The organism is Sphingomonas sp. AC522 (assembly GCF_979258125.1).
The window spans coordinates 1818926-1845123 of sequence record NZ_OZ409836.1 but is presented as its reverse complement, the minus strand read 5'-3'; the positions used below and the strand labels follow the sequence as shown (position 1 = coordinate 1845123).

At 65.7% G+C, this 26198-nt stretch carries 31 protein-coding genes; 7 read left to right on the top strand and 24 right to left on the bottom strand.

Features of this window, described 5'->3' with window-relative positions:
• Positions 1-47 precede the first annotated feature (47 nt).
• From ACZZZM_RS09165 to ACZZZM_RS09155, 3 genes are read left to right on the top strand one after another with little or no spacing between them, the layout of a single operon-like run.
• Positions 48-533, top strand: a complete 486-nt coding sequence (locus ACZZZM_RS09165; protein ID WP_463594798.1) for a MarR family transcriptional regulator — start codon at positions 48-50, stop codon at positions 531-533.
• Positions 534-542: 9 nt separating this feature from the next.
• On the top strand, positions 543-1988 hold the full coding sequence (locus ACZZZM_RS09160; RefSeq protein WP_463594797.1) for an ABC transporter substrate-binding protein: 1446 nt from the start codon (positions 543-545) through the stop codon (positions 1986-1988).
• A gap of 22 nt (positions 1989-2010) precedes the next feature.
• Positions 2011-2412 carry a DUF4112 domain-containing protein gene (locus ACZZZM_RS09155; RefSeq protein WP_463594796.1) on the top strand — a complete coding sequence of 134 codons (402 nt, stop codon included), beginning with the start codon at positions 2011-2013 and terminating at the stop codon, positions 2410-2412.
• A gap of 3 nt (positions 2413-2415) precedes the next feature.
• Here the strand turns inward: ACZZZM_RS09155 and ACZZZM_RS09150 are convergent, their stop codons facing one another.
• Entirely contained in the window at positions 2416-3135 is a 720-nt protein-coding gene (locus ACZZZM_RS09150) for a ribonuclease T2 family protein (RefSeq protein ID WP_463594795.1), read from the bottom strand.
• An 11-nt stretch (positions 3136-3146) separates the two neighbouring features.
• Positions 3147-3992 (bottom strand): carboxylating nicotinate-nucleotide diphosphorylase, encoded by an 846-nt coding sequence (gene nadC / locus ACZZZM_RS09145; RefSeq protein ID WP_463594794.1) that lies wholly within the window; start codon positions 3990-3992, stop codon positions 3147-3149.
• 100 nt (positions 3993-4092) lie between these two features.
• Between nadC and ACZZZM_RS09140 the strand changes: the two genes are divergently transcribed.
• Together ACZZZM_RS09140 and ACZZZM_RS09135 are read left to right on the top strand one after the other, a co-directional pair.
• Positions 4093-5064 carry a phytanoyl-CoA dioxygenase family protein gene (locus ACZZZM_RS09140; RefSeq protein ID WP_463594793.1) on the top strand — a complete coding sequence of 324 codons (972 nt, stop codon included), beginning with the start codon at positions 4093-4095 and terminating at the stop codon, positions 5062-5064.
• Positions 5065-5164: 100 nt separating this feature from the next.
• Positions 5165-5776: a hypothetical protein gene (locus ACZZZM_RS09135; protein ID WP_463594792.1), complete on the top strand. Its 612-nt coding sequence runs from the start codon at positions 5165-5167 to the stop codon at positions 5774-5776.
• Here the strand turns inward: ACZZZM_RS09135 and nadA are convergent.
• The 21 genes from nadA to ACZZZM_RS09030 all read right to left on the bottom strand — a co-directional run bounded on the left by nadA (position 5773) and on the right by ACZZZM_RS09030 (position 23236).
• A complete protein-coding gene (nadA, locus tag ACZZZM_RS09130; protein ID WP_463594791.1) occupies positions 5773-6801 on the bottom strand; it encodes a quinolinate synthase NadA in 1029 nt (342 codons plus the stop codon). The two genes, ACZZZM_RS09135 and nadA, sit on opposite strands and share 4 nt — an antisense overlap.
• Positions 6802-6830: 29 nt before the next feature.
• Positions 6831-7631 (bottom strand): hypothetical protein, encoded by an 801-nt coding sequence (locus ACZZZM_RS09125; protein WP_463594790.1) that lies wholly within the window; start codon positions 7629-7631, stop codon positions 6831-6833.
• A 57-nt stretch (positions 7632-7688) separates the two neighbouring features.
• Positions 7689-8375 carry a DUF4230 domain-containing protein gene (locus tag ACZZZM_RS09120; protein ID WP_463594789.1) on the bottom strand — a complete coding sequence of 229 codons (687 nt, stop codon included), beginning with the start codon at positions 8373-8375 and terminating at the stop codon, positions 7689-7691.
• Entirely contained in the window at positions 8372-9229 is an 858-nt protein-coding gene (locus ACZZZM_RS09115; RefSeq protein ID WP_463594788.1) for an MBL fold metallo-hydrolase, read from the bottom strand. Before ACZZZM_RS09115 ends, ACZZZM_RS09120 begins: the two co-directional genes overlap by 4 nt.
• A 135-nt stretch (positions 9230-9364) precedes the next feature.
• Positions 9365-10945, bottom strand: a complete 1581-nt coding sequence (locus ACZZZM_RS09110) for a M56 family metallopeptidase (RefSeq protein WP_463594787.1) — start codon at positions 10943-10945, stop codon at positions 9365-9367.
• Entirely contained in the window at positions 10942-11310 is a 369-nt protein-coding gene (locus ACZZZM_RS09105; protein WP_463594786.1) for a BlaI/MecI/CopY family transcriptional regulator, read from the bottom strand. The genes ACZZZM_RS09110 and ACZZZM_RS09105 overlap by 4 nt, the downstream gene beginning before the upstream one ends.
• A 424-nt stretch (positions 11311-11734) precedes the next feature.
• Positions 11735-12064: a Grx4 family monothiol glutaredoxin gene (grxD, locus tag ACZZZM_RS09100; RefSeq protein WP_463594785.1), complete on the bottom strand. Its 330-nt coding sequence runs from the start codon at positions 12062-12064 to the stop codon at positions 11735-11737.
• Between the two features lie 4 nt (positions 12065-12068).
• The gene (locus ACZZZM_RS09095) at positions 12069-12308 is read right to left on the bottom strand and encodes a BolA family protein (protein WP_463594784.1); all 240 of its coding nucleotides are present in this window, start codon (positions 12306-12308) and stop codon (positions 12069-12071) included.
• Between the two features lies 1 nt (position 12309).
• Complete coding sequence (locus tag ACZZZM_RS09090; RefSeq protein ID WP_463594783.1) at positions 12310-12633, bottom strand: DUF1476 domain-containing protein; 324 nt, start codon at positions 12631-12633, stop codon at positions 12310-12312.
• Between the two features lie 60 nt (positions 12634-12693).
• Positions 12694-13335 (bottom strand): glutathione S-transferase, encoded by a 642-nt coding sequence (locus ACZZZM_RS09085; RefSeq protein ID WP_463594782.1) that lies wholly within the window; start codon positions 13333-13335, stop codon positions 12694-12696.
• Positions 13335-14078 (bottom strand): hypothetical protein, encoded by a 744-nt coding sequence (locus tag ACZZZM_RS09080; RefSeq protein WP_463594781.1) that lies wholly within the window; start codon positions 14076-14078, stop codon positions 13335-13337. The genes ACZZZM_RS09085 and ACZZZM_RS09080 overlap by 1 nt, the downstream gene beginning before the upstream one ends.
• A 54-nt stretch (positions 14079-14132) precedes the next feature.
• Positions 14133-15134, bottom strand: a complete 1002-nt coding sequence (locus ACZZZM_RS09075) for an NADPH:quinone oxidoreductase family protein (protein WP_463594780.1) — start codon at positions 15132-15134, stop codon at positions 14133-14135.
• Entirely contained in the window at positions 15097-15726 is a 630-nt protein-coding gene (gene leuD, locus ACZZZM_RS09070) for a 3-isopropylmalate dehydratase small subunit (RefSeq protein WP_463594779.1), read from the bottom strand. The genes ACZZZM_RS09075 and leuD overlap by 38 nt, the downstream gene beginning before the upstream one ends.
• On the bottom strand, positions 15726-16505 hold the full coding sequence (locus ACZZZM_RS09065) for an N-acyl homoserine lactonase family protein (protein WP_463594778.1): 780 nt from the start codon (positions 16503-16505) through the stop codon (positions 15726-15728). The genes leuD and ACZZZM_RS09065 overlap by 1 nt, the downstream gene beginning before the upstream one ends.
• Positions 16506-16685: 180 nt before the next feature.
• Complete coding sequence (gene leuC / locus ACZZZM_RS09060) at positions 16686-18128, bottom strand: 3-isopropylmalate dehydratase large subunit (protein ID WP_463594777.1); 1443 nt, start codon at positions 18126-18128, stop codon at positions 16686-16688.
• Positions 18129-18197: 69 nt separating this feature from the next.
• Entirely contained in the window at positions 18198-19034 is an 837-nt protein-coding gene (locus ACZZZM_RS09055; RefSeq protein WP_463594776.1) for a c-type cytochrome, read from the bottom strand.
• A gap of 215 nt (positions 19035-19249) precedes the next feature.
• Positions 19250-19921, bottom strand: coding sequence for a ferritin-like domain-containing protein (locus ACZZZM_RS09050; protein ID WP_463594775.1), 672 nt, complete (start codon positions 19919-19921; stop codon positions 19250-19252).
• A gap of 31 nt (positions 19922-19952) precedes the next feature.
• Positions 19953-20834, bottom strand: coding sequence for an alpha/beta hydrolase (locus tag ACZZZM_RS09045; RefSeq protein WP_463594774.1), 882 nt, complete (start codon positions 20832-20834; stop codon positions 19953-19955).
• The gene (locus tag ACZZZM_RS09040) at positions 20834-21469 is read right to left on the bottom strand and encodes a CoA transferase subunit B (RefSeq protein ID WP_463594773.1); all 636 of its coding nucleotides are present in this window, start codon (positions 21467-21469) and stop codon (positions 20834-20836) included. Before ACZZZM_RS09040 ends, ACZZZM_RS09045 begins: the two co-directional genes overlap by 1 nt.
• 1 nt (position 21470) lies before the next feature.
• Entirely contained in the window at positions 21471-22526 is a 1056-nt protein-coding gene (locus ACZZZM_RS09035; protein ID WP_463594772.1) for an HAD family acid phosphatase, read from the bottom strand.
• 2 nt (positions 22527-22528) lie between these two features.
• On the bottom strand, positions 22529-23236 hold the full coding sequence (locus ACZZZM_RS09030; protein ID WP_463594771.1) for a CoA transferase subunit A: 708 nt from the start codon (positions 23234-23236) through the stop codon (positions 22529-22531).
• 192 nt (positions 23237-23428) lie between these two features.
• Between ACZZZM_RS09030 and ACZZZM_RS09025 the strand changes: the two genes are divergently transcribed.
• A complete protein-coding gene (locus ACZZZM_RS09025) occupies positions 23429-23848 on the top strand; it encodes a hypothetical protein (protein ID WP_463594770.1) in 420 nt (139 codons plus the stop codon).
• A gap of 97 nt (positions 23849-23945) precedes the next feature.
• The gene (locus tag ACZZZM_RS09020; protein ID WP_463594769.1) at positions 23946-25595 is read left to right on the top strand and encodes a thiamine pyrophosphate-binding protein; all 1650 of its coding nucleotides are present in this window, start codon (positions 23946-23948) and stop codon (positions 25593-25595) included.
• A 123-nt stretch (positions 25596-25718) separates the two neighbouring features.
• Here the strand turns inward: ACZZZM_RS09020 and ACZZZM_RS09015 are convergent, their stop codons facing one another.
• Positions 25719-26033, bottom strand: coding sequence for a helix-turn-helix domain-containing protein (locus ACZZZM_RS09015; RefSeq protein ID WP_463594768.1), 315 nt, complete (start codon positions 26031-26033; stop codon positions 25719-25721).
• Positions 26034-26198 lie beyond the last annotated feature (165 nt).

Below are 26198 nucleotides of genomic sequence, written 5' to 3'. Positions count from 1 at the left end.
CGCCTTTGGGTTGCGAAGGGTTAGGCGCGGTGGCAAACATGGTCAACATGGCTGCCCCAATTCCCGCCTCGCCGCTCTTCCTGCGCGAGCCCGAAATCCGCCGCGGGGTGGAGCTGCTCTATTTCGGCTATGCGCATCTCACGCGCTCGATCGATGCCGGGCTAGCGGCGCAAGGCCTTGGCCGCGCCCATCACCGCGCGCTCTATTTCATTGCCCGCAAGCCCGAGCTGACCGTGAGCGATCTGCTAGCCTTGCTGGCAATCACCAAGCAGTCGCTCGGACGCGTGCTGGGCGAGCTTGCCGATCGCGGGCTGGTCGAGACGCGCGCAGGCGAGCGCGACCGGCGCCAGCGCCTGCTGCGGCTGACCCCCGCCGGCGCCAAGCTCGAAACCGAATTGTTCGACGCGCTGCGCGAGAAGATGTCCGGCGCCTATTCGAGCGCGGGGCAGGGCGCCGTGGGCGGGTTCTGGGCGGTCTTGGAAGGCCTGGTGCCCGAGCCCGAGCGCGCGCGGATCGCCGATCTCGGCAAATAGGCGGGCATGATGAACCGCCTCCCTCTCCTTCTCGCCCTCGCTCTCGCCGCCTGCGGCGGCAGCGGCCAGCGCAAGGACGATGCGCCGGTGACGGTGAGCGCGATCGGCGGCGCGCCGCGCGCTAGCGATGCCAGTGCCGGGCCGCTGGATATGCCCGCGCGCGTGCTGCTCAACGCCACCGCCCAGGGATTGGTGCGCTTCGACGCTGCCGGACAGATCGAGCCCGGCCTTGCCGAGCGCTGGATCGTGATTGATGACGGGCGCAGCTTCATCTTCCGCCTGCGCGAGGCGCAATGGAGCGACGGAGAGCCGGTCACCGCCGCCCAGGTCGTGCGCGCGCTGCGCCGCGCCGCCGCGCCCAACAGCCGCAACGTCCTCGCGCCGTTCCTCCAGGTGATCGACGAGATCGTCGAGATGACGCCGCAAGTGATCGAAGTCCGCCTCAAGCGGCCGCGGCCCGATCTGCTCCAGCTCTTCGCCCAGCCCGAGCTGACGATCGCGCGCGGCGATGCGGGCAGCGGGCCCTTCCGGATCGCGCGTTCGGATCGGCGGGGCATGCTGCTCAGCCCGGTGCGCGAACCCGGCGCGCTCGAGGATGCCGCGCCTGCGCCCGAGGAGACGATATTGCTGCGCGGCGAGCGCGCGGCACTGGCGCTGGCTCGATTCAAGGATGGCCAATCCGATCTGATCCTGGGCGGCACCTTCGCCGATTGGCCGATCGTCGCCGCCGCAGGGATCGCCCCGGCAAATATCCGCATCGACCCGGCCCTTGGATTGTTCGGGCTCGCCGTGGTGCGCCGCGAGGGCTTCCTCGCCGATCCGGCCAATCGCGCCGCAATCGCCATGGCTATCGACCGCACGGCGCTGACCGCGGCGCTCAACTCCGATTGGACGCCCGTCGAGACGCTCCTACCCACCCAGCTCGATTCTGCAGTGCCGCCGGCCCGGCCCGCTTGGGCACCGCTCACGCTCGAAGCGCGCCGTGCCGCTGCCGCCGCAAGCGTCGCCGCTTGGCGTCGCGCGAACAACGCCGCCCCGGTGGTGCGCCTAGCTTTGCCCTCCGGGCCCGGCGCCACCCTGCTATGGGCGCATTTCGCAGCGGCGATGCGCGCGATCGGAGTCGAACCCGTCCGCATGGGTGTGTCCGACGAGGCCGAGTTGCAATTGATCGACGCAGTCGCGCCCTATGACAGCGGGCGCTGGTTCGTCGCGACGGTTTGCGTGACCTGCAACGAGGCCGCCACTGCGCTGGTCGAGGCCGGCCGCGACGCCCCCGATCTCCCCACCCGCGCGCGGCGCATTGCCGAGGCCGACTTGGCCCTGACTGCCGACGCCAGCTACATTCCGATTGCCCAGCCGCTGCGCTGGTCTATCGTCGCGCTCAGGCTGCGGGCGTGGCAGGGGAACAGTCGGGCGTGGCACCCGTTGAACCACCTGCGAAACGAAACGAGGTGAACCAGTGGCAAAGGCGACGCGAATGGCTTCCGGACTGGGCCGTGACTTGCCGCTGGGCAGGGACGCCGCCGCGGTGCGCCGCCGGATCGAAGGCATGGAAAAGCTGCTCGAGCGCGGCTTCACCATCCCCGGCACCAACCAGAAATTCGGGCTCGATTTCATCGTCGGCCTGATCCCCGTCGGCGGCGACGTCATCGCCGCGGCGATGGGACTCTACATGGTCTGGGAAGCGCGCAACCTCGGCATGCCGAAGACCAAGATCATCCGCATGCTCGGCAATGTCGGGCTCGATACTGCGATCGGCGCAATCCCGCTCGTGGGCGACGCGGCCGATTTCTTCTTCCGCTCGAATTCGCGCAATCTGCGGATCATCCGCAAGCATCTCGACAAGCACCACCCCTCGACCGCGACGATCGACCAGTAAGCCTCAGCGGCCTCTGCCGCCGCGCCAGATCTTGACCAGCGCCGTGTCCGCCGCCCCGCCCGTGCCCGCCTTGCACCGCGCATATCGCAGGCGCGTATCGAGGCACAGCCAGACTTCGTCGAGCCAGTTCTGCCGCGTCAGCGTCACTCGCATCGCATTTGCCGGGATGCCCGGATTGGCCGCCGCCATCTCGGCCTTGAACTGGCCGACCGTCAGCGAACGCCGCGACAGCGCCTGCATGTCCGGATAGCGGACTGCGTCGTAGAGCCGCCGCGCCTTGCCGAAATAATCTCCTGGCGTTCCGGGCATGCAGGTCCCGTGCTTCGCCCATTCGTGCTGGATCAGCTGCGCTGACGGCGTCGCGCACAGATTGGCGCGGATCACCGCGTCGGGCACGATCGCGGTCTTGGTGCAATATTGCGGCCAGCTCTTGCCCACGCCGTCGGGCCATAGCCCGTGCAGCGTGAAACCGAACCGGTTGCCCCCGCCGCACTGGAAGCGGTTGTCCGCCGCCTTGCCATTGGCGCGGCAGAAGCCCGGGCTCCACGTCAACGCCAGCGTATAGCTGCCGATCGGCAGCACGCGCTTCGGCTGATCGGCAGAGGGCAGGTCCGGCAGTGGCCGCTTGATCTTGGCTGGGGGCACGCAGGATTGTGCCTGCGCCCAGGCCGGGCTTGCCAGCAGCATCGCCGCGGCTCCGGCGCTGGTCATTATCGATCGCATCGCCAATCCCTTCAGGCCGCCGTGAAATCCAGCCCGATGTCGGCCGCCGGCGCCGACTGTGTCAATCGCCCGACGCTGACATAAGTGACGCCGGACTCGGCAATCGCGCGGATCGTATCGAGGCGCACTCCGCCCGAAGCCTCGGTCGGCACGCGCCCGCCCACCAGCGCCACCGCTTCGCGCAGCATGTCCGGCCCCATATTGTCGAGCAGCAGATGCGTCGCGCCCGCCTCCAGCGCCGGTGCGATCTGGTCGATCCGATCTACCTCGACGATGATGCTGGCGATCCCCGCGATGACTGCGCGGCGCACCGCCTCGCCCACCGAGCCGGCGACCGCGACATGATTGTCCTTGATCATCGCCGCGTCCCACAGCCCCATGCGGTGATTGGTCGCCCCGCCCATCCGCGTGGCATATTTCTCGAGCACGCGAAGCCCCGGAATGGTCTTGCGCGTATCGAGCAGGGTCGCGCCGGTCCCCGCAATCGCATCGACATAGCCCCGCGTCATCGTCGCGATGCCCGAGAGATGCTGGACGGTATTGAGCGCCGACCGCTCGGCCGTGAGCAGCGCCCGCGCTTTGCCCCGCAGCCGCATCAGATCGCTGCCTGCGGCAACGCGGTCGCCATCTTCGACCAGCCGCTCGATGCGTACCTCCGGATCGAGCGCCCGGAAAAATGCCTCGGCAATCCCGAGCCCCGCAACCACGATTGCATCGCGGCTGTCCATCACTCCATCGAACACGGCATCGGCCGGGATCACCGCGGCCGAAGTGATGTCGCCGCCATCGCCCAGATCCTCGGCAAGCGTGGAGTGGACAAAGGCCGGAAGGTCGAAGCCGGGAAGCGCAAAGGTCATCAAGCGCCATTAGCGCCAGGCGCGCGGCAAAGGAACCGCGTTGCGCAGGCGGGCCGCGGGTGCGACACCATCGCAGCACATGGCCGACGGCGACTCCCTTTTGTTGCACACCACCGGGCTGCGCGCCTTCTGGGAAATGCGCACGCTCCGCACTGCGCCCGTGCCGCGGCACGACATGCACGAGCAGATGCTCCTCGATGCCCTCGGTCTCGGCCTCGAACAGACGCTTTCCTATCTCGGCCAGGCCCAGCCGGAATTCACAGAATTCGCGAACTGGATCACCGCCACCGCCGGACCGCCCGACGCGCTGCGGCTAGCCCGCTACGAGGCCGCAATCGCCGGGATGCCGCTGCCCGAGGCCGTCCGCCAATCATTGGCCGCCATCGACGCGATGGCCCCGGTGCTTGACGAGGCTGACCTCGACCATTGGGAGAGGATGGGCTTTGTCATCCTCTGCGGCGCAATCGCTCCCGACGAAGCGGAGGCCGCCACAGCTTTGTTATGGGAAGTCAACGGCGCCACCCCCAACGACCCCGAAAGCTGGTACCGCCCCGGGCGGACCAACGGCATCATGGTCCAGCAATTCCAGCACCCAGCGCTCGAACCCGGCCGCCGCAGCCGGCGCGTCCACAAGGCCTTTGCGCAACTCTGGGGCACCAGTGACTTATGGTCGATCGTCGACCGCATGAGCTTCAACCCGCCCGAGCGCTCCGCCAACCGATTCTACGCCCCGCGCCTTCACTGGGACGTAAGCCTCGCTCGCCCGATCCCCTTCGCGACCCAGGGCATCCTCTATCTGACCGACACCAGCGAGGACCAGGGCGCGCTCGAACTGGTCCCCGGCTTCCATCACCGCATCGACCAATGGCTGGACGCGCTCGGCGGTCAGGACCCACGCACGATCGACCTCAGCCCGCACGCCATTCGCATCGCGGCGCGCGCCGGCGACCTGATCATCTGGCGCAACGATCTGCCCCACGGCGCCAGCCCCAATAGCAGCAACCGCCCCCGCCTCGCGCAATATGTGAACATGTATTCGCCAGCGCTTACGCGGCACGCCGAGTGGCTGTAGTGCCTCCGGCACGCGCGCGCTGGTGCGTCGACGTCGCATGAAAAAGGGCGGCCGTATGCGGTTCGGGAAATGGTGGCCAAGAGATTGGGCCGGGGCGCAGATGACGATCCTGGCACCGCTTTTCGTTGCCGGAATTTTCTATTCCCTCGGGCCAGGGTGGCAGCTGCTGACGCCTGTTTCACCCGCTGCCGATAGTGCCGGAGTAATCCTCGGCGCTGCAGTGGGATCTCGCCTAGCCCAATTGATCGGGCGGCTGAGGGGCGACGCGATGGACCGGTTCAAACGCATTTCGCTGATTGTCATCGGCGCGCTCTTGGGCACAGTCTTAGGCCATCTGAGCGTGGCTGCCGCAGTGGGCGCATCGTCCTTCCGCGCTGGTGGAGTCGCCGAGCAGCGGACCTTTCGCCTGACCAAGGTAACGGATGACCGCGACCATTCGCACTGGGCGATCATCAACCCCTATGGTCTGCCGCTTCCGCGTGGCGCCATGATCCCGATTACGAAGGACGATCACCAGATCCTGCGCGCTTATTGCGACGGGCACTGCCAAATTCCGATATGCATCACGGTTCCGATCGAGCGCGCCGCCAACGGAGCCGTCCGCGTGATGGTCAATGATAATGGCCCGAAGGCGAAATCGGAAGCGATCACCGATTGTAAGGGAAATCCCCCACCGGTGCCGGTTCTTTCGTTGCCGAAAGCGGCCGGCTAATCGCCCTTCATCGGGTTGCCGCCCACCGCGGGCACCGGCCCCAGATCGCCCTGCCCGACGGTGGCGCTCGCCATTTCGAGCATCCGGTCGAGCGACCGCTTGGCCTTGAGCCGCAGGCCTTCCTCGATCTCGATCCGCGGCTCCAGGTCGCGCAACGCGAGGTAGAGCTTCTCCATATTGTTGAGCGCCATATATGGGCAGATGTTGCAGTTGCAGTTGCCGTCCGCACCTGGCGCGCCGATGAAATTCTTCTCCGGCAGCGCCTTCTCCATCTGGTGGATAATATGCGGCTCGGTCGCGACGATCAGCGTCTGACCGGGGAAAGTCTTGGCGAAATCGAGGATGCCGCGAGTCGATCCGACATAATCGGCATGGTCGAGGATGTGCGGCGGGCATTCCGGATGCGCGGCGATCGGCGCGCCGGGATGCTGCGCCTTGAGCTTCAATAGCTCGGTCTCCGAGAACGCCTCATGGACGATGCACACCCCCGGCCATAGCAGCATCTCGCGGCCCAGCGTGCGGGTCAGGTAGCCGCCCAGATTGCGGTCGGGGCCGAAGATGATCTTCTGCTCCGGAGGAATCTGGCTGAGGATCTTCTCGGCCGATGAGCTGGTCACGATGATATCGCTCAGCCCCTTCACTTCGACCGAGCAGTTGATGTAGGTCAGCGCGATATGATCGGGGTGCGCCGCGCGGAACGCCGCGAATTGGTCGGGCGGGCAGCTGTCCTCCAGGCTGCACCCGGCATTCATGTCGGGCAGCACGACGATCTTGTCGGGTGACAGCACCTTCGCGGTCTCCGCCATGAAGCGCACGCCGCAGAATGCGATCACATCGGCGTCGGTCTCCGCGGCCTTGCGGCTCAGATCGAGGCTGTCGCCGACAAAGTCCGCAATGTCCTGCAATTCGGGCTTTTGGTAATAATGCGCGAGGATGACCGCGTTGCGCTCCTTGCGCAGCCGATCGATTTCGGCGCGCAGGTCCAGCCCCGCCAGGCTGCCGCCCTGGCCCACATTTGCATTCATCCTGAAACGGCCTTCCAACTATGAGCCCCTCAGATGGACGCACGGCCCCCGGTGATCAAGGGACCTGCGGGCGGCGGCGGGAAGTCGAGCGCTGGAACCGAGGCCCCGGGATAGCCGCTCGTCACTGCGTCGTAGATCGCCAGCCCCAGCGGGCCATGCGCGATCAGTGTCATCGCCACTTGCGTGACGACCATCGCGCCTATGCCCCACCACCATGAGGGATGCACCGATCCCCGGCGCCTGAGGTCCGCCACCATGCCGATGATCGGGAAGATCATCACCCCGGCGAACACGCCCCATTCGGCATAAGGGATCATCAGCGGCATCGGCAGCAGCCGCCCGAATGCCGGTCCGGTCAGCATCGCCGTGCCGCAGAACATCAACCGCCGGTGCCATTCGGTGCGGCGGCGCAGGCGGATCGCGGCCGCGGTCAATCCGGCAAAGGCGAGAACGCTCAGCGAATTCATGACTAGGAAATATGCCGGCTGGAAGAAAAACGGCGCGGCGCCCCGCCGGACCATCACCATCGTCGTGAAGATGCCCATCGCCACCGTCGCCGCCGCCCAGACCGCGCCGAGCCACCCAAGCCGGCGGTGGAGACCGATCGAGCCGCGCGTCACCAGCGCGTTCTGCGTTACATACAGCACGATCCAGCCGAAAAAGATCACCGCATGGAAATGGACCAGCGCCGGCGCGGCGAAGGTCGAGCGGCCCATGGCAAGCTGGACCGAGAAGCCGGCCACGACGGTCAGCGCCATCACGATCGCCATGGTCAGGAAAAAGCGGTCGTCCCGGCCCAATCCCGGCAATGGGCCCGCTATCGTTGCCATATCGTCTTCTCCCCTCGATCTGCTGCAGGCTAGCGCAGCTACGAAGGAGTCTCAATATCAGCGGCGGTTAGCGATCACATCTTCCACGCTGCGCGACACATCCCATCGCTCGCGGGGTCCCTTGGTCTCGTCGGGAAACAGCACTTCGACATTAGCAGTCACGCCCACTGCCTTGAGCGGCATGGAGAAGCTGCGCTCGACGGCGCGGCGCGTCGCATCGCGGGCCAGCCGCATCGGCATCTCCTCGCGCGCCTGACGGACCAGTTCGGCCTGCCCCGCCTTGCGATTGGCCTGATCGAGCTGTTCCTCGACATTGGTGAAAGTGGTCAGGATGCCGCCCTCGCCATATTCGCGGATATTGTTGATATCGACTTCGGGCCCGACGACTTCGACCGGCGGCAGCGTGATCGTCAGCCGGTTTGCCCCCGCATCCCAGCTGAGGTTGCGCTGCTCGAGCTTGGACAGATCGACTTCGTAGCGGACCATGCCCGGCATGATCAGCGTCTTCTTAGCGGAAAGACCGAGCCGGCTCTGCGTCGAGGTTACCACCGCAACATAGCGCGCCGCAAACGTCGAGAGGCGGTTCTGCTCGCGCAGCCCCTCCAGGCTGGCCTGCGCCACCGTCACCGGGCTGGGCGAAGCGAATTGCCGCTTGATCTGGTCGCCCAGGAACCAGAAGCCGGCCCCGACCACCAGGATCAGCGCGGCGAGCGCACCGATGATGCCGGCGCATCCCTTGCTCATGCGGCGATCCTCCATTCGTCGCCATGCTCGGCGACCATGCCGCGCGTACGCAAGTCGATAAGGTGCGCGAGCACCGAGCGCCCCGCGGCGCCCGTCAGGCGCGGATCGAGCCCGGCATACATGCGCTCGACCAGCGCGGGTATCTCGCCGACATCGGCCTTGAGCAGCCGCAGGATCTGTCCCTCGCGCTGCTTGCGATGCCCGATCAGCCCGCGAACGAAGCGGCGCGGCTTCTCGACCGGCTCGCCATGCGCGGGATAATAGATGCGGTCCTCGCGCTCCATCAGCTTGGCCAGGCTCGCCATATAATCTGCCATGTCGCCATCGGGCGGCGCCACCACCGTGGTCGACCAGCCCATGACATGGTCGCCGGTGAACAGCGCGCCGCTCTCGGGTAAAGCGAAGCAGAGATGGTTCGAAGTGTGCCCCGGCGTTGCCACCGCGATCAGCGTCCAGTCCGGCCCTTCCACCTGCTCACCATCGCCGAGCACGCGGTCGGGCGCATAATTGGTATCGAACGCCGCATCGGCACGCGGCCCAGCATCGGCAAGCGACAAGGGCGCGCAGCCCATGATCGGCGCGCCGGTCATCGCCTTGAGTGGCGCCGCGCCCGGGCTGTGGTCGCGATGCGTATGCGTGCAGACGATCGCGGCGACATTGCGCCCGCCGATCGCCCCCATCAGCGCTTCGATATGCGCTGGCTCGTCCGGCCCGGGATCGATCACGGCCAGTTCGCTGGTGCCGACCAGATAGGTCTGCGTGCCGGTATAAGTGAAAGGCGAAGGATTGGGCGCCAGCACCCGCGTGACCAGCGGGTCGATCGCCATCGCGACGCCAGTCGGGAACGTGTCCATTATCCCGAAATGGCGGCTAAGCGTCTGCAAGACAAGAGCACAGCAAAAAGGGGCCGGCTGCGAAGGAGTTCAGCCGGCCCCTTCCTGAAGGGCATCTGCGAAAGGGGCACTAAGGCAGATGCCCTCCCCTAGCCCTCAGTCCTTGCTCTTCTCGATCTCGGCAATTGCCTCGTCGATCCCCTTGAGCGCTTTGGCGCGTTCGTCGGAACTAATCTCGCGCTCAGTCTCGATCGAGCGGCGCGCATGGCGCAGGCCCATCAGCGCGCCTTCCATCCCCAGGCGCTTGCCGCGAAGCGCCATGCGCTCGGCGTCCACGGAGATGCGCTCGATCCGATCGGTGCAGATGATCATGATCTTCTTGCCGCCCTCGGCGCGGTGCTCGACCGTCGGCTTGCCGTCACCGCCGCCGCACTTGCCGTCGCGGATCTGCGGCATGTCGGCCATGATCTTGTCGACGTCGGGCATTTCGGTCTCGGTCCGGCTGCCATCGGCATGGACCATCACGATCTTCTTGACGCGCTTGCCCTTGCCGTCCTTGCCGTCTTCGCTGAAGCGATAGACGTGCTTCTCGACGCGGCGGCCAGCTTCGGGAGCCTCGGGCGCTTCCGGCGCCTCGGGTGCGCTGGCGGCGGCAGGCGGTGCCGGCGGTGCGGGCACGTCCTGGCTGAGCGCCACGCCGGTGACAGCCTCGACCTTGTTCTTGATCTGCTCAGCGGCCTGGGTGCCCGATGCGGTCAGGCCCAGTGCGGCCAGGCTCAGGGCGCTGACGCCCACCAGTCCCGTCGCAAGGCGCGTGGGGGACAATTTTCCGGTCTTCGAAAGCATGCGTAACCTCCCTTTGACTTCATTTATCGTGTGCAGATGACATGCCGCCGAGACCGCGCCCCCATGCGCGGACTTGACGATTGCGCGACCATAAGCATGGCGCAGCGCCTGGGCGCGGCCGGCGAGCACGAGTGCGTCGCAGGCCATTTCCTGGTCGGCGCGAAAGGCGCGGAAGGCCTTCCAGGCGACCGGATTGAACCAGTGGATGGCGAGGATGATGAGCGCGACCCAGTTCGCGATCAGGTCGCCGCGAACATGGTGGCCAAGCTCATGGGCCAGAGCGAGATCGCGCTCCTGCTCGTCATAGCGCTCGGAGAAATCGCGCGGGAAGGCGACGTATTTGCGGAAAACGCCGAATGCGAGCGGCCCGTGCGCGGCATCGGTTTCGATCACGCGCACCTTGCCCTGCGCCACGGTGCGGTCGATCCGCGCGCGGCTGAGCAGATTGCGGCAGTAGCGATTGTGCGAGATCAGGTGATAAGCGAGGAAAGCAAGCGCCCCGATCGCCCACAGGCCGAGCAGCAGGATCGCCAGGCTCGGCCCGCCGGCCACCGGAGTGGGTGGAACCAGGGCCATGCTCGCCTGATGCCCGGCAATCTCCATTTGTGCGAACACTGCGTTCTGCGCGGCCTCGGGCGGAAGCGCCGCAGGGTTCATCACTCCGACGACGACGCCGGGCGCCTCGGCGACCTGCTTGGTCAAGGGCGCGAAGATCTTGGTCAATTGCCAATCGCCGGGCAGCGGCGGCATCAGAATACGAAGCACCGGCAAAACCCACAGGGCATAGGCCATGGTCGGTCCGAACACCTTTCGCACTTGCCCGCGAAGGGCAAGGACCAGCAGCATCAACAGCGTGGTCGCGACGAAAGTCTCGATTGCCCAGACGATCATGATTTGAGGTCCTTCAGCAGGGCCTCGATCTCGGCGATGTCCTGATCGGTGATCGCGTCGCGCTCGGCGAGGTGGGCGACCAGCGGCGTCAGCTTGCCGCCGAATAGCCGGTCCATCAGCTTGCGCGATTCGCCGGCGACATAGTCGGCGCGGGCGACGAGCGGGCGATAGCGATAGCGCCGCCCGTCTTCCTCATGCGCAATGACCGATTTTGCGAGCAGCCGGCCCAATAACGTCTTGACCGTGTTGGCGCTCCAGCCGCGCTCGGCGGGAACGCGCTCGACGACTTCCTGTGCGGTGAGCGGCGACTTGTCCCACAGGACTTCCATCACGGCATGCTCGGCGTCGCTGATGCGTTCGGTCATCGGTCCCTCTTGTATGACTACTTATGTAATCTTCTCGATTACGTCTGTAGTCAAGTCGGTGAACGCTGGCTGAACAAATATATCCGAGAGCTCGCTGTGCTGCGGGCCGGAACGGTGCCGAAACTGTCGGATTGGCTTACAAAGCGAGCGTTCGGTGAACGCGCATTAACCACCCAAGCCGTTGAGAAACCGTGCTTCGGCCGAACTGGCACAAGGGCTGCAATGTATAAGGCACCCCGAGCGTTTGACGCTTCATTTAAGGGTGGGTCGACCAGCTTTAACCGGTCTCGCGTCGGCCCACCCGCCCCGGGGTTTCCCAACATCAGATCCGCGACTCGGCCACCTGCTCTCCCGCGAAAGCCGGAGCCCAGGATAACCGGGGTTGACGCTTGTGACCTGCGCTCCTGCTCTCGCAGGAGAACGGCTATGCCGTGGTCTCGCCCTTCGCGCCCACCAGCTCCGCCAGCTCGCCGCTCTCGTACATCTCCATCATGATGTCCGATCCGCCGACGAATTCGCCCTTCACGTAAAGCTGCGGGATCGTCGGCCAGTCCGAGAATGCCTTGATGCCCTGGCGGATGCCCTGGTCCTGGAGCACATCGACGCTCTCGAACTCGGTCTCGAGGTGATTGAGGATCGCGACCGCGCGGCTCGAAAAGCCGCATTGCGGGAATAGCGGGCTGCCCTTCATGAACAGCACCACGTCATTGCCCTCAACCAGCGCCTTCAGGCGGCCCTGCACATCATCGCTCATTGCTCTACTCCTCGACTGGCGCTGCGGTGGTGAGCTGAAGCGCGTGCAGCACTCCCCCCATCCGATCGCCGAGCGCTGCATAAACTGCCTGGTGCTGGCGAACGCGCGGCATGCCCCGAAACATCGGGGCGACCACGCGCGCCGCATAATGATCGCCGTCGCCGGCAAGATCGGTGATCTCGACCCGCGCATCGGGAATGCCCGCGCGGATCAGCTCCTCGATATCGGCGGCGGCCATCGGCATCTTACTTGGCTTCCATCAGCTGGCGGCGGGCCTCGACGGTCTGGTCCTGGATCGCCTGGCGGACTTCGCCGTCATCGGCCTCGACGCCGGCGGCGAGCAAGTCGCCCAATACCTTGCGGATCACGTCCTCGTCGCCGGCCTCCTCGAAATCGGCCTGGACGACTGCCTTGGCATAGGCGTCGGTCTCTTCGGGAGTGAGGCCCATCCGTGCCGCGGCCCATTGCCCGACCAGCTTGTTGCGGCGTGCAGTGACGCGGAACAGCATGTCCTCGTCCCGGGCGTATTTCGCCTCGAATGCGCGCTCGCGATCGTCGAAACTGGTCATGCTTGCTCCCTCGGATGCCGTTGCGCCCGAGATAGGAGGGCGGCCGCGGCATGGCAACCGCTAGGCGGGCCAGATTACCGGCGCGTCGTGAGCCTGCCACGGCTTCAATCGTACCAGCGCCTGCTCGAACAGGGTTGAGGCAAGGTGCCGGTCGAGCCAGGCAATGACGCGCGGTATGTCCTGCCGGTCGAACCAGTCGCGATCCACCGCGGCGAACTGGCGAACGAACGGCATGATCGCGATGTCCGCGAGCGAGCGCGTGTCCCGGCACAGATCGGCGTGAAGGTTCAGCCGCTTCTCCAACATATCGAGCATCGCCAGCCCCGCGAGGCGATGCTCTTCGGGCTCGGCATCGTGGCGCTCGGCATATTTGTACCGGTCGAGATGGTGCTTGAAGCGATCGTCGAAGGTGGCGATCAGCGCGGCGTCGTCCCCGGCCAGCCAGCCCTCCGGATCATGGTCGCGCAATGCCCAGCGCATGATATCTATGCTCTCGTCGATCACATCGCCGCTCGCCAGAACGAGAACCGGGACCGTGCCCTTGGGAGACGCCGTCAGCATCTCAGCCGGCTTGTTGCGGAGGACTATCTCGCGAATTGCGAACGGCTTTCCGCGCACCAGCAAGGCCATCCGCGCGCGCATGGCATAGGGACAGCGGCGGAAGCTGTAGAGCGCATCTATTTCGGAGGCGCGCGGGGCCATCAACGCCGTGGCGATAGGCCGGCCGGTGGATAGGAGCCGTAACTAGGCACTCCTCCCCGGGCGAGCGGATCACAGATCGTCGTCTTGCCGCGCAGAGGCGGATTGGCGGGATCTATCCGCGCAAAATTCACCCCCAACAAGGTCGTCAGAAATCGATCGAGCCCTGCGAACCGGGCTGCGACCAGACCATTGCTCCGCCGTGCAATCGCGAGCGCGGCGTAGAGGTTGCCCTCCGTGACCGTATCGAGCGAGCGGCCAGGCCCCGCCATCATGTCCAGCGCCTGCCAGCTGCCTCGGATATCCTCGTCGTTGCGCATGTTCCCTTCCAGGAACCGATAGATGCGGCTCAGCGAGGCGCGCTCCCTCGCCGGGAAATGCGCCGCCGTCTGCGCCGCGATCGTCGAATCCCAGACCCCGCGAGGCCAGGTGCCGACGCCCGGCGTGCCGATGGGGCCCAACGGCGGAAGCTGACGCGTGCGAGAGGCCTCGGCGAGGATTGCCGCCAGTTCGTCGAGCCGCCGCGTGACGCAGGGCACGTCGTCGAAACCCCAGCGCGCCAGTTCGCGATTATGGCCCAGTTCATACCGAAGCTGCGCCCGCGCATCGGCAACTTCCATCCGCCAGCCGATATCGCTCGCAATTGCGCCAAGGCCAAGTGCGATGAGCACGCCGAGCACCACGCTGCCGACTTCGCGCAGGAATTTCCTGCTGCGCTCGCCAAGCCTTGGCCATTTCAGCGGCATGCCTGTTCCCCCATCGCGCATAACTTTCCACGCAAACCGGGTTCCTGCAACCGCTTAGCCCTGGATCTTGACGACCACCTTCCCGATCACCTGCCGCGCGCCCATTTTGGCGATCGCCTTGCCGCCATCCGCCAGCGCGAAGGTCTCGGTCACTCGCGGGTTGATCCGCCCCTCGCCCCACAGCCGGAACAGCCGCTCGACATGCGCCTGGTTCGCTTGCGGGGAGCGCGCCGCGAACGCACCCCAGAACACGCCGCACACGTCGCAGCTCTTGAGCAGGGTCAGGTTGAGCGGCAGCCTGGGGATGCCCGCGGGGAAGCCCACCACCAGGTAGCGCCCCTCCCAAGCGATCGATCGCAACGCCGGCTCGGCATAATCGCCGCCGACCGGATCATAGACCACGTCCGCCCCACCCGGGCCGACCGCTGCCTTGAACTGTTCGGCAAGCGCCTTGCTCGCATCCTTGTCGAACGGGCCGCGGCCATAAACGAGCGTCTCGTCCGCACCCGCTGCCGTCGCCGCCTCAGCCTTCTCTGCCGAAGACACCGCCGCAATCACCCGCGCACCAAATGCCTTGCCCAGTTCGATCGCCGCCAGCCCGACGCCCCCGGCCGCGCCCAGCACCAGCAAGGTCTGGCCCTGGGTCAGCTTGCCGCGGTCGAGCAGCGCATGGATCGTCGTCGCATAGGTCAGCAGCAGCGCCGCGCCTTCTTCGAAGCTGCGGCTTTCGGGCAGGCGGAACAGCGCCGCAGCCGGCACCGCCATCTTCTCGGCCAGCCCACCATGCCCGGTCACCGCGATCACGCGGTCGCCCACCGCCCAGCCCTCGACGCCCTCACCGACACTTTCGATAACGCCGGCAATCTCGCCGCCCGGCGCGAACGGCCGCTGCGGCTTGAACTGATATTTGTCCTCGATGATCAGCACATCGGGATAATTGATCGCGCATGCCTTCACCGCGACCACAACCTGCCCCTTGCCGGCAATCGGATCGGGCAGTTCGTCCAGACTTAGGGTTTCAGGTCCGCCGACTGCCTTCGACAAAAGTGCCTTCATTGCCCGCTCCCACTGAGACCCAGGGACGCGACGCGGCGGCACCGGATTCATATTTCGAAATCTGGGTATCCCTTGCCAGTGTCATACCGATCTCGTCCAGCCCTTCGAGCAGGCACTGACGGCGAAAGGCGTCGAGCTCGAACGGGAAGCGATCCTGGAACGGCGTGGTGACGGTCATCGTCTCGAGATCGACGGTAACCTCATCGGTCCTCGCCACTTCGACGAGCCGGTCAACCGCTTCCTGCGGCAGCACGACGGCCACGATGCCGTTCTTGAAGGCGTTGCCCGAAAAGATGTCGCTGAAGCTCGGCGCGATCACGGCCTTCACGCCCATGTCCGCCAGCGCCCAGGCGGCGTGCTCGCGGCTCGATCCGCAGCCGAAATTGTCGCCTGCGATCAGCACCGGGCTGCCGGCATAGCGCGGATCGTCGAAGACATTGCCTTCCTGCGCACGCACTGTCTCGAACGCGCCCTTGCCCAGCCCCTCGCGCGTCGTGGTCTTGAGCCAGTGCGCCGGGATGATGATGTCGGTGTCGATATTCTTGGCGCCCCACGGATAAGCGCGCCCTTCGACCTGGCGGACTGGCTCCATCAATGCACGCTTTCGGGAAAGGGGGGCAGCTTGGCGATATCGCCGGCATCGTGCTGGACGATCACCGCCGCCTTGGTGTCGCGCGCAATCTCCTGGAAGCGCTTCATCGATAGCTTGGCGGCGGCAGGATCGGTGGCATTGCCCGAAACCTGGCTGTCCGGGATCTGCGAGGCGAAATGATAAAGGTCCCCGGTCAGCATATAGGTCTTGCCCGCGATCCGCACCTTCAACGCCATATGCCCCGGCGTGTGGCCGGGCATGGTCAGTATGATGACGCGCCCGTCGCCGAACACATCCAGATCGTGCTCGATCATCACCACCGCTGCCTTGCCCGCGATCCACGGCGCGATCAGCTCGGGCTCCATTCCCTCGCCCTTCGGCTCCGCCGTCAGTGCGTCGTAATCGGCCTTGCCGATCAGCAGCGTCGCGCCCGGAAAATCGGCGGCCTGCCCGGTATGATCGCCATGATAATGGCTGACTCCCAGCCGCTTCACTTGATCGGGGCGGACCCCGATCTGCGCAAGCTGATCGAGGATCGACTTGTCGAGGATCAGCGTCTGCTGCTCGGAGACGTCGGGCTTGCCGATCAGCGTCCGCGAAAGGCCCGCATCCCACAGGAAATAGCTGTCGCCGTGGCGGATCAGATAGCAACCGACCGGAATCTCGGCCGGGCCCTGGCCGGTGTGATTGAGGAACTTGCCGCAATCGAGCCGCCACATCGCCATTTCGGGCGCAGGCGCGGCGAGTGAAAGCAAAGCGGCAATCGCGGCGGTCAGCATGACGCAGGGCTCCATAGGCGGAAGCCCAAGGCTAGCTCAGCAATCCCGCGCCGCAAAACCCGGTTCAACGAACGGCGGCGGTCCTCTGCACGGGCAGCGTGCCCGCATAGGCCGCGGCCAGGCCGCTGAGCACAGTTCCGGCGATAAGTACGATCAACGCGCGCTTCATGTGACACCCCCTCACACATCCGCCGACATCAGCTCCCTGACATCGGTAAGGCGCCCGGTAACCGCTGCGGCCGCCGCCATTGCGGGGGATAGCAGGTGCGTCCGTGCGCCCGGACCCTGCCTTCCTACGAAATTTCGATTCGAGGTGGAAGCACAACGTTCGCCGCTAGGTACTTTATCGGGATTCATCGCCAGGCACATCGAACAGCCCGGCTCGCGCCACTCGAAACCGGCGGCAATGAAGATGCGATCGAGCCCCTCCGCCTCGGCCTGGCGCTTGACCAGCCCCGAGCCCGGCACCACCAAAGCCTGGCGCACTCGGTCCGCGACATGCCGCCCGTTCACCACCGCCGCGGCGGCGCGCAGGTCCTCGATCCGGCTATTGGTGCAGCTGCCGATGAACACATGCTCGATCCCAATGTCCTGCATCGCGGTGCCCGCGGCGAGACCCATATAATCGAGCGATTTCTGCGCCGCGACGCGCTTGCTTGGGTCTGCAAAACTCTCGGGATCGGGAATCTGGCCGGTGATCGGCACGACATCCTCGGGGCTCGTCCCCCAGGTCAGCGAAGGCGCGATATCGCTCGCATGAAGCTGGACGACGCGGTCGTACGTCGCCGCGGCGTCGCTCGGCAGCGTCCGCCAATAGGCGACCGCTTTTTCCCAGGCCTCGCCCGCGGGCGCCATCGGCCGCCCCTTGAGATAAGCGAAGGTGGTTTCATCCGGCGCGATCAGCCCCGAACGCGCGCCACCCTCGATCGACATGTTGGAGACCGTCAGCCGCCCCTCGACCGACATCGCCCGGGTCACTTCGCCGGTGAATTCGATGACATAGCCGGTGCCGCCCGCCGCGCCGATCTTGCCGATGATCGCGAGCACCACGTCCTTGGGGCTGACGCCGAAGCCGAGCGTTCCATCGACGCGCACTTCCATCGTCTTCGATTGCTGGAGCAACAGCGTCTGCGTCGCGAGCACATGCTCGACCTCGCTGGTTCCGATCCCGAACGCCAATGCCCCCAGCGCGCCATGCGCTGAAGTGTGGCTGTCGCCGCAAACCAAAGTCGTCCCCGGAAGCGTAAAGCCCTGCTCGGGCCCGATCACATGCACGATCCCCTGCCGCGCATCGAGCGCATCGATATAGGGCACGCCGAACTCGGCGACATTGGCGCGCAGCGTCGAAAGCTGGTTCGCGCTCTCCGGGTCGGCGATCGGCAGCGCATTGCCTGCCGCATCCACCCGCGCGGTCGTCGGCAGATTATGATCGGGCACCGCCAGCGTCAGGTCGGGCCGGCGCACCGCCCTGCCCTCGGCGCGAAGCCCGGCAAACGCCTGCGGGCTGGTAACTTCGTGGACCAAGTGCCGGTCGATATAGATCAGGCATGTGCCGTCCTCGCGCCGTTCGACAACGTGATCGGCCCAGATCTTTTCGTAGAGCGTGAGGGGACGGCTAGCCATGATGGCCCGGCTCTAATCGAATCGTGCGCGCCCGCAACCCGTCCCGCAATTTACTGTCGCCAAGTTACGCTATTGCTTGGCCGCCTCGACCTTCAGATATGCGTGCACTGCCTCCACCTCGGCCGGCGTAAGGTGCGACAAATCGTCTTTCCCGACCTGTTTCATCAGCCCCAGATCGCGCTTCGACAGCCCTTCGCCGGTGCTCAGCAGTTTCTTGAACGCGGGCAAATCATAAGCCGGGCCGATCACCGCCAGCCCGGGCACCGGGCGGCCATCGTCATGCGCCTTGCGCTCCTCGCGCAGCGAATGGCAGCCGGCGCACACCGTATCGACGATGTACGCGCCCGTATCTGCCGGGCGCTTCGCCGGTGCGCGCGTGCCCTCGATCACTTCGGGCGTGATGCCGCCGGTCAACAGGGCAAAGCGGCCGAGCGGGCGGAAACTCAACGTATCCTTGCGATCAGCGGCCGATGGCTTGAGCGTGCGCAGCCAGCCAATGATCCGCGACAGATCTTCATCGGCGACGCCGGCATGGCCCTGCACCGGCATGATGAACGCGGCACTGCCACTCCGCTTGACGCCGTGACGGATCAGCCGCGCCAGCTCGGCGTCGGTATAGCCTGCCACGATCGGCGCCAGCGCCGGCGGCGCTATATGGGCCACGCCGGGAATGTCGGCGATCACTCTGCCGTTTCCGTTAGGGCCGTGGCAGCCCCGGCAACCCAGCGCCGAAGCCAGCCGCGCGCCTTCGGCAATGCCCGCGGGGCTCCGGTCGGCGGCGACCTGCGGCAGCGGCGCGGCGCGTCCCTTGCGGATGATCCACTCCGAGCCCGCATAGGTCACGGCGAGCGCCAGGACGATGACGCCAACCAGCCCGATCAACCCACGAACGATCCATTTCCGCATGCTTCGCCCTCCCTTTGGCGAAGCCTGCACATATCGGCAGCGAAATGAAAGTCCCTCGCGGCGCGACGGAGTTGCGACGAATGAAGCCACCCCTGAGCGAAAATAGGGACAGTCCCTTTTCAGTCTGAGCGTCGGCGGCAGGACTGCGCTGAATGAGAAAATGGGGACTGTCCCTATTTTTCCAGGCCTATCCTATTTCCGCTGCCTCGACTCGGTCACGCCGCCCGCGCAAGCTCCGCCACCGGATCGTGCGCGTCCTGCCACTCCGTCCGCCGCTTCACCCAGGGGTTCAAAAACAGCACCGGCAGCTTCAGAAACAGCAGTTCGGAATGGATGAATGTATCGATCGCCCGCTCCCACCATTTGGGATCGCGCTTGCCGTTCGCCTTGAGCCAGCCGTCATAGGGCGCCCAGTGGCTCGGCTCGTCCCTCTCGATGATCTGGAATATCTTGATCAGCGTCTTGTCGGGCTTCACCAGCGGATGATCGAGCAGCACCAGCACCTGCTTGTGCCCGCGCTGTTCGGTCAGCGAGATCACCCGGCATAGCTTCTCGAACTCGTCATCCTCGGCGATGATCTTCTGCGTATCGAGCTCATCAATCGTGCGCCTGAAGACGATCTCGACGAACCGGTCGATATGCCCGCAGGTCCGGTCCACCTTCAGCGGCATCCTGCCCTGCAATTCGAACCAGCGCTTGAACATCACATAATGCTTGCGCTCGTCGGCGCGGTGTCTCTCGATGTCAGCGATCAGCCGCGCATTGCCCGGCTCGCGCGCCTTCACGGCCTCCAGCACGCGGTCGATGCTCGTATAGCCGCGATGTTCGTTATAGATGTAGATCGAGCCGAGCAGATCGAGATACCGGCGGCGAACAGCGGCTAACATGCGTAAAGGCTGCGCCTTCCCCCGCACTTAGTCAACGCAGCGTGCGGTTGAGGAATTCCACGCTGTCGGCCAGCGTCGGCCCTTTGCCGCGGAACGGCACCGACAATGCCATCACCACTTCCTCGTGCGTGAGCCCGGCATAGTTCCTGATCTCCACCGGCGCACCCACAGCCTTGAGCTTCGCGTGCAGATTGATGGCGTTGCGCGGCCGCACCACCGTGTCCTTGCCCGATGTGACCAACAGCAGCGGCGGCGCATCCTTGCGCGCGAAATTGACGGGCTGGGTCGCCTGCGGATCGGCGACCCCCTGCATCGCATCGATCGATCGCTTCGAAGTGAAGGGATAGAAGTCGTACGGCCCCGAGAGCCCTACTCCCGCCTTGACGATCCCCGGGTCGACTCCTGCCGCCTCCAGCCAGCGCCGGTCGAGCGCCAGCATCGCCACCGTGTAAGCCCCCGCCGAATGCCCCGCGAGCGCTACCCGCTCCGGATCGCCGCCATAGCCTGAGACATGGTCGCGAACCCATTTGACTGCCTCGGCCCCGTCCTGAAGAAATGCCGGGAAGCGCACGGAGGGCACCTTGCGGTAATCGGGCACCACCACGACAAACCCAGCCCGCGCATAGGCTCGCGCCGCGAAACTATAAGCGCGTCGATCGCCCTTCACCCAGCCACCGCCATACCAGAAGACGATTACCGGGCGCTTGGCCGAAGTCCCCGCCGCCGGCCGCCACACATCGAGCGTCTGGCCGTGCGTGCCGAATGGGATCGAGCTCCCGGCGCGGATCGCGCCCTGCCCGCCGCCCATCGCCCCATCGGCGAGCGACAGCAAGGCCGGAGGAGATGTGAATGCCACCATGATCCCGAGCCCCACGATCAATGCCAATGCGGCAAGCCCGGCCCAGCGCCACATCAGCTGGTGTATTTCGCCGTAGTCTTGGCGGCCACTTCCTCGGCGGTCACGCCGGGCGCGATCTCGATCAGCTTGAACGGGCTGTCATGATCGGGCCGCTGGAACACCGCCAGATCGGTGATGATCATATCGACCACGTTCTTGCCGGTCAGCGGCAGCGTGCATTCCGGGATGAACTTGGGGTCGCCGGCCTTGGAATTATGCTCCATCACCACGATGATCTTCTTGACCCCCGCGACCAGGTCCATCGCGCCGCCCATGCCCTTGATCATCTTGCCGGGGATCATCCAATTGGCGATGTCGCCGGTCTCGCTGATCTCCATCGCGCCGAGCACGGTCAGGTCGATATGCCCGCCGCGGATCATCGCGAAGCTCTGCTCCGATCCGAAATAGGCCGATTGCGGCAACTCGCTGATCGTCTGCTTGCCGGCATTGATCAGGTCGGGATCGACTTCATCGTCATAGGGAAACGGCCCGATGCCGAGCATGCCGTTCTCGCTCTGCAGCGTGACTTCGACCCCCGTGGGGATGTGGTTCGCTACCAGCGTCGGGATGCCGATGCCCAAATTCACATAGAAGCCGTCCTGCAGCTCGCGAGCGGCACGCGCCGCCATTTCGTCGCGGGTCCAGGCCATCTTACTTCTTCTCCTCAGGCGCGTCGGCCCATTGCTTGTCCACCGGAAACACGTCGTCGAACCCGCCATGCAGCGCCGATCCGTAAACCGGGTTGGGCAGCACGAACCAGCCCGCGCCCCAAAGCGGAGCGAGCAGGCTTTCCTTGGTCATGTTGCGGCGCATCGCGACGCTGAACTCGGGCGAATTGAACAAGTCGCTGAAATCGCCAAGCTGGTCGCCGACCATCGCCACGATGCAATAGGTCTCGGCGATCTTCCAGCGCCGCTCGTCCTTGCCGCTCGGGGTCCCGTCCGCGCGCAGCCACAGCGTGTCGCCGAGCACCGCCGGTCCCAGCCCCGCGCCTTCGATCGCCGCCGCGGTCTGCGCCGCAGTCGATGTCGAGCGGTTGGTGTTGAAGATCACCGTGATCCCGTCGCTGCGCAGCGCCGCCAGCGTCTCGGCCGCGCCCGGCACCGCCACCACCTTGTTCGCGCCGGTCTGCTCCCAGCGCGTCCAGCGCGCCTGGTCATAGGGCGCCGGATTGCGCGCGGCATCATATTCGAAGCCGACATTGAGCAGCGAAGTCTCGTCGACATCGAGCACCACCGCCAGCTTGCGCTTGCCGCACAAGTCGAATTTGGGCGAAGTCAGCGTCGCCCCGCGGGCGAGCACCACCGAGCTGACCTGGGTCTTGTCGCGGCGATAGCCGATCTCGACATGCAGATAATTCCACAGCGCGCGATAGGCCTGAAGGCTGATCGCCGATGCCTCGCCCGAGCCGTAGAGATATTGCATCTCGGGCGGCACTTCGGCCTTGGCCGCCGCCGGCGTTGTGCCGTTGGGCGAAGGTAGCGAACTGAGACCGGTCAGCGTCACGGTGCCGCTCTCGGTCCGGATCACCTGGCCGGGCTTGGGCGCCTGCGGCTTGGCCTGCTTGCGCGACTTGCGCTTCTTGCCGTCCTGGCCGTCGAGCGCGTTCTTGCCGATGCCCGCCGCGGCGATCACCGGAAGCGCCGCCACGACGCAGCCCGAAAGCAGCACCGAACTGGCCATCAGCGCGGCGAGCGCGGGGCGCATGCTCACGCCTCCACCCGTTCGCGGACGGTGCGGAATTCGATCTTCTTGTCATAGGGGCTGCCGACGATCATCCGCTTCACATAGATGCCGGGCAAGTGGATGTGATCGGGATCGAGGCTGCCGACCGGCACCACTTCCTCGACTTCGGCGACGCAAACCCGGCCAGCCGTCGCCATCGGCTGGTTGAAGTTGCGCGCGGTCTTGCGGAAGATGAGGTTGCCGCTCTCGTCCGCCTTCCAGCCCTTGATGATCGAAAGGTCGCTGCGGATGCCGCGCTCGAGGATATAATCCTGGCCGTCGAAATTCTTGACTTCCTTGCCCTCCGCCACCTGCGTGCCGACGCCGGTCTTGGTATAGAAGCCGGGGATACCCGCGCCGCCTGCACGGCAGCGCTCGGCCAGCGTCCCCTGCGGACAGAACTCGACCTCGAGCTCGCCCGACAGATATTGCCGCTCGAACTCCTTGTTCTCGCCGACATAAGACGAGATCATCTTCTTGACCTGCCGCGTCCGCAGCAGCTTGCCCAGTCCCTGCCCGTCGATCCCGGCATTGTTGCTGGCGATGGTCAGGTCCTTGACCCCATGGGCCTCGATCGCGTCGATCAGCCGCTCGGGGATGCCGCACAGGCCAAAGCCCCCTGCGCAGATCGTCATGCCGTCGAACAGCAACCCTTCCAGCGCTGCTTCTGCGTTAGGATAGAGCTTCTTCATCGGCCGATTCTCTCCGCTGTTCTTGCCAAGGGCGATAGTCCCGCGCGCGCCGGGCGGTCAAGCGAACCTGAATGGCGGTTCAACTTCGCGTTGCGGCCACATCGGTTGCAATTCCTGGCCCCGGTTTATTGCATTCCCATGCAGGAATGTGATCCTCTCAAGTACTGAACTCGAAGATGGGGGAGAATTTCGATGGGTACTGCAGATGCAACCGTGTGGATGCAGCTTATTGGTCTGGGCTGCCTCTTGGGCGCACTTGGCCAGGGCATTCGCGCAATTGTCGGCCTGAAGAAAGTCAGCGATGGCGTCGCCAATTCGACTAAGTCGGTCGGCGATGTGATCGAGTTAAGCCGCTTGTTCACTTCGCTGCTGATCGGCGCGATCGCCGGGGCGCTCGCCGCGATCGGCCTGGTCGGTGTCGATGGCACCGATGGCCGCATCATGATCACTGCCGCACAGGTCACTGCCCTGCTCGGCGCGGGCTATGCCGGCGCGGACTTTATCGAGGGCTTCATGAACCGCGCCGTCGGCGATCCCGATGCCCCGGCCGGCTCCACCTCGGTCTCCACCGGCACCGCAACGCCCACGCCCACGCCGATCCCGGCGCAGTAAGGCGATACCCTTGGGGCATGCCCCGGGGAACCCTTGCCAAGGGCGGCAAGGCGGCGGGGGGTTACGCCCGCCCGCCTTGCCGGTCTAGACACGTGCCATGACCGCGAAACGAACCGGGGGCCGGATCCTCGTCGATAATCTGGTAGCACAAGGCTGCGACCGTATCTTCCACGTACCCGGTGAGAGCTTCCTCGCCGTACTCGACGCGCTGCACGATGTGCCGCAAATCGACGTGGTTACCTGCCGCCAGGAAGGCGGCGTCGGCTTCATGGCCTGCGCAGACGGGGCGATGACCCAGCGCCCGGGCGTGGCCTTCGTCACGCGCGGGCCAGGCGCGACCAATGCCAGCATCGGCGTTCACGTCGCGATGCAGGATTCGCAGCCGATGATCCTGTTCATCGGCGATGTCGACCGGGGCATGCGCGATCGCGAGGGCTTCCAGGAAGTCGATTTCACTGCCTTCTTCGCCCCCATCGCCAAATGGGCGACGCGGATCGAGGACGCCCGCCGCATCCCCGAATATGTCGCCCGCGCCTGGAACGTGGCTATGTCCGGCCGCCCGGGCCCGGTCGTGGTCGCCCTGCCCGAGGACATGCTCTGCGATATGGTCGAGGCCGTGGACCGCCCCGAGCTCGCCCCCGCCCTCCAATCCCCCGACGCCTATGATCTCGATCAGATGTTCGAGATCCTCGCCGCCGCGAAGAACCCCGTCGCGATCGTCGGCGGCGCGGGTTGGGACGAGGATAGCGGCCAGGATTTCGCCAAATTCGCCGAGCGCATCGGTTTGCCGGTTGCCGGCGCCTTCCGCCGTCAGGATGCCATCCCCAACAGCTCGCCGGTCTGGGCCGGCAATCTCGGTTACGGCCCCAATCCCAAGCTGGTCCAGCGGATCAAGCAGGCCGACGTGCTGCTCGTGGTCGGCGCACGCCTCGGCGAGGCGACGACCGACGGCTATACGCTGATCACCCCCGGTCATCCCGGCCAGACGCTGATCCACGTCCATCCCGATCCCAATGAGCTCAACCGCGTCTATCTCGCCGATCTGCCGATCTGCGCGCGGCCGTTCGAATTCGCCGTGTCGGTTGCCGCCGAGGACGAAATCGAGCTCCCCACCTTCGACGGCGCCACGGCCCATGCCGAATGGCTCGAATGGTCCACCCCCAAGCCCCGCGAGGGTGTCACCCTCGATCTCGGCCAGTGCGTCGCCGCGATGCGCGAGCGTATCCCCGACGCGATCATCTGCAACGGCGCCGGTAATTTCTCGTCCTGGTGGCACCGCTACTGGCATTATGCCGCCCAGCCCTCCCAACTCGCGCCGACCGCGGGTGCCATGGGCTATGGCGTCCCGGCCGCAGTCGCCGCCAAGCTCCGCGCTCCCGATCGCCCGGTCGTGGCGCTGGCGGGCGACGGCGATTTCATGATGAACGGCCAGGAACTCGCCACTGCGATCCAGCACGAAGCCGATATCCTGGTGCTGGTGATCGACAACGGCGCCTACGGCACGATCCGCATGCATCAGGAGCGCGAGTATCCCGCCCGCCTATCCGGCACCACGCTCCGCAATCCCGATTTCGCCGCGCTCGGCCGAGCCTATGGCTGCTGGGCCGAAACGGTGGAGACGACCGCGGCCTTCGCCCCCGCGCTCGATCGCGCGCTGGCCGAGACCGGCGTCCGCCTGCTCCACCTCAAGACCGATGTGGAATTCATCACGCCGGGACTGACCGTCACCGGGATCCGCAACGCCTAGAAAATAGGGACAGTCCCCATTTTCCATCTTTCGCGAGCGGCATGCCGCAAGCGAGCCCGGAAAATAGGGACTGTCCCTATTTTCGGAGAACTGCCCGAGAACTGTCCTGTTTTCGCGGACTAGCTACCGCCAACCAGCCTCGGCCCGCAGCGTATCCGCCGCCCAGGCTTCAGACATCCCCACCATCCGCGCATAAGCCCGCACGAAGCCGAGCGCGTAGACCGCGCCCACAAAGGTGTCGAAACGCGAATTCTCGATGGCCGTCAGGTAACGCAGGCTGATCCGCGTCGTCGCCGCCACATCCTCGAGCGTCAGGCGCTTCGCCTCGCGGGCGCGCTTGAGCGTCGGGCCCAGTTTCCCGAGATCAACTTCAGCGATCTCGCTTTGCCCGAAAGGCAGCACGGCATCGTCGGAATAAGCAAGCTGGGAATGATACATGGCGTCCCCCCGGACTGAGTCGGCGTATGAGCGGTGTCCTCCTCGCCCGCCCTTAAGTCAAACCCGGTGCGGCGCCGCGGTGGAGTCGTGCGGCGAGGCGAGAAAAAGGCCGCTTCGCCAATGCGAAACGGCCCATTTCTGCCTTGCCGGCGCAACTTTTCATTA

What these genes read in the sequence shown, in the direction of transcription:
- ACZZZM_RS09165 (WP_463594798.1), top strand. Translation starts at nt 48, where the DNA reads ATGGCTGCCCCAATTCCCGCCTCGCCGCTCTTCCTGCGCGAGCCCGAA.
- ACZZZM_RS09160 (WP_463594797.1), top strand. Translation starts at nt 543, where the DNA reads ATGAACCGCCTCCCTCTCCTTCTCGCCCTCGCTCTCGCCGCCTGCGGC.
- ACZZZM_RS09155 (WP_463594796.1), top strand. Translation starts at nt 2,011, where the DNA reads ATGGCTTCCGGACTGGGCCGTGACTTGCCGCTGGGCAGGGACGCCGCC.
- ACZZZM_RS09150 (WP_463594795.1), bottom strand. Translation starts at nt 3,135, where the DNA reads ATGCGATCGATAATGACCAGCGCCGGAGCCGCGGCGATGCTGCTGGCA.
- nadC (WP_463594794.1), bottom strand. Translation starts at nt 3,992, where the DNA reads ATGACCTTTGCGCTTCCCGGCTTCGACCTTCCGGCCTTTGTCCACTCC.
- ACZZZM_RS09135 (WP_463594792.1), top strand. Translation starts at nt 5,165, where the DNA reads ATGACGATCCTGGCACCGCTTTTCGTTGCCGGAATTTTCTATTCCCTC.
- nadA (WP_463594791.1), bottom strand. Translation starts at nt 6,801, where the DNA reads ATGAATGCAAATGTGGGCCAGGGCGGCAGCCTGGCGGGGCTGGACCTG.
- ACZZZM_RS09125 (WP_463594790.1), bottom strand. Translation starts at nt 7,631, where the DNA reads ATGGCAACGATAGCGGGCCCATTGCCGGGATTGGGCCGGGACGACCGC.
- ACZZZM_RS09120 (WP_463594789.1), bottom strand. Translation starts at nt 8,375, where the DNA reads ATGAGCAAGGGATGCGCCGGCATCATCGGTGCGCTCGCCGCGCTGATC.
- ACZZZM_RS09115 (WP_463594788.1), bottom strand. Translation starts at nt 9,229, where the DNA reads ATGGACACGTTCCCGACTGGCGTCGCGATGGCGATCGACCCGCTGGTC.
- ACZZZM_RS09110 (WP_463594787.1), bottom strand. Translation starts at nt 10,945, where the DNA reads ATGATCGTCTGGGCAATCGAGACTTTCGTCGCGACCACGCTGTTGATG.
- ACZZZM_RS09105 (WP_463594786.1), bottom strand. Translation starts at nt 11,310, where the DNA reads ATGACCGAACGCATCAGCGACGCCGAGCATGCCGTGATGGAAGTCCTG.
- grxD (WP_463594785.1), bottom strand. Translation starts at nt 12,064, where the DNA reads ATGAGCGATGATGTGCAGGGCCGCCTGAAGGCGCTGGTTGAGGGCAAT.
- ACZZZM_RS09095 (WP_463594784.1), bottom strand. Translation starts at nt 12,308, where the DNA reads ATGCCGATGGCCGCCGCCGATATCGAGGAGCTGATCCGCGCGGGCATT.
- ACZZZM_RS09090 (WP_463594783.1), bottom strand. Translation starts at nt 12,633, where the DNA reads ATGACCAGTTTCGACGATCGCGAGCGCGCATTCGAGGCGAAATACGCC.
- ACZZZM_RS09085 (WP_463594782.1), bottom strand. Translation starts at nt 13,335, where the DNA reads ATGGCCCCGCGCGCCTCCGAAATAGATGCGCTCTACAGCTTCCGCCGC.
- ACZZZM_RS09080 (WP_463594781.1), bottom strand. Translation starts at nt 14,078, where the DNA reads ATGCCGCTGAAATGGCCAAGGCTTGGCGAGCGCAGCAGGAAATTCCTG.
- ACZZZM_RS09075 (WP_463594780.1), bottom strand. Translation starts at nt 15,134, where the DNA reads ATGAAGGCACTTTTGTCGAAGGCAGTCGGCGGACCTGAAACCCTAAGT.
- leuD (WP_463594779.1), bottom strand. Translation starts at nt 15,726, where the DNA reads ATGGAGCCAGTCCGCCAGGTCGAAGGGCGCGCTTATCCGTGGGGCGCC.
- ACZZZM_RS09065 (WP_463594778.1), bottom strand. Translation starts at nt 16,505, where the DNA reads ATGCTGACCGCCGCGATTGCCGCTTTGCTTTCACTCGCCGCGCCTGCG.
- leuC (WP_463594777.1), bottom strand. Translation starts at nt 18,128, where the DNA reads ATGGCTAGCCGTCCCCTCACGCTCTACGAAAAGATCTGGGCCGATCAC.
- ACZZZM_RS09055 (WP_463594776.1), bottom strand. Translation starts at nt 19,034, where the DNA reads ATGCGGAAATGGATCGTTCGTGGGTTGATCGGGCTGGTTGGCGTCATC.
- ACZZZM_RS09050 (WP_463594775.1), bottom strand. Translation starts at nt 19,921, where the DNA reads ATGTTAGCCGCTGTTCGCCGCCGGTATCTCGATCTGCTCGGCTCGATC.
- ACZZZM_RS09045 (WP_463594774.1), bottom strand. Translation starts at nt 20,834, where the DNA reads ATGTGGCGCTGGGCCGGGCTTGCCGCATTGGCATTGATCGTGGGGCTC.
- ACZZZM_RS09040 (WP_463594773.1), bottom strand. Translation starts at nt 21,469, where the DNA reads ATGGCCTGGACCCGCGACGAAATGGCGGCGCGTGCCGCTCGCGAGCTG.
- ACZZZM_RS09035 (WP_463594772.1), bottom strand. Translation starts at nt 22,526, where the DNA reads ATGCGCCCCGCGCTCGCCGCGCTGATGGCCAGTTCGGTGCTGCTTTCG.
- ACZZZM_RS09030 (WP_463594771.1), bottom strand. Translation starts at nt 23,236, where the DNA reads ATGAAGAAGCTCTATCCTAACGCAGAAGCAGCGCTGGAAGGGTTGCTG.
- ACZZZM_RS09025 (WP_463594770.1), top strand. Translation starts at nt 23,429, where the DNA reads ATGGGTACTGCAGATGCAACCGTGTGGATGCAGCTTATTGGTCTGGGC.
- ACZZZM_RS09020 (WP_463594769.1), top strand. Translation starts at nt 23,946, where the DNA reads ATGACCGCGAAACGAACCGGGGGCCGGATCCTCGTCGATAATCTGGTA.
- ACZZZM_RS09015 (WP_463594768.1), bottom strand. Translation starts at nt 26,033, where the DNA reads ATGTATCATTCCCAGCTTGCTTATTCCGACGATGCCGTGCTGCCTTTC.